1 tRNA gene is annotated in these 312 nt (G+C 44.9%); it reads right to left on the reverse strand.

Features of this window, described 5'->3' with window-relative positions:
• Positions 1 to 165: 165 nt before the first annotated feature.
• A tRNA-Glu gene (locus ACUU1M_RS20790) sits at positions 166 to 241 on the reverse strand.
• Positions 242 to 312: the final 71 nt, after the last annotated feature.

Consider the following 312-nt stretch of genomic DNA (forward strand, 5'->3'; position numbering starts at 1 on the left):
ACTTCAGAGTTGCAAAAATTTGAGAGACTCACGAACAACTTTCATTGTTCAGTGTTTCAATTTTCAGCTTGATCCAGATTTTTAAAGAGCAAATATCTCAAACATCACCCGAAGATGAGTTTTGAGATTATTAAGGCAGGTGACTTTCACTCACAAACCAGCAAGTGGCGTCCCCTAGGGGATTCGAACCCCTGTTACCGCCGTGAAAGGGCGGTGTCCTAGGCCTCTAGACGAAGGGGACGTATCAGTCTGCTTCGCAAGACGCCTTGCTTTTCACTTTCTATCAGACAATCTGTGTGAGCACTGCAAAGT

The organism is Shigella sp. SIG6, from assembly GCF_053555815.1.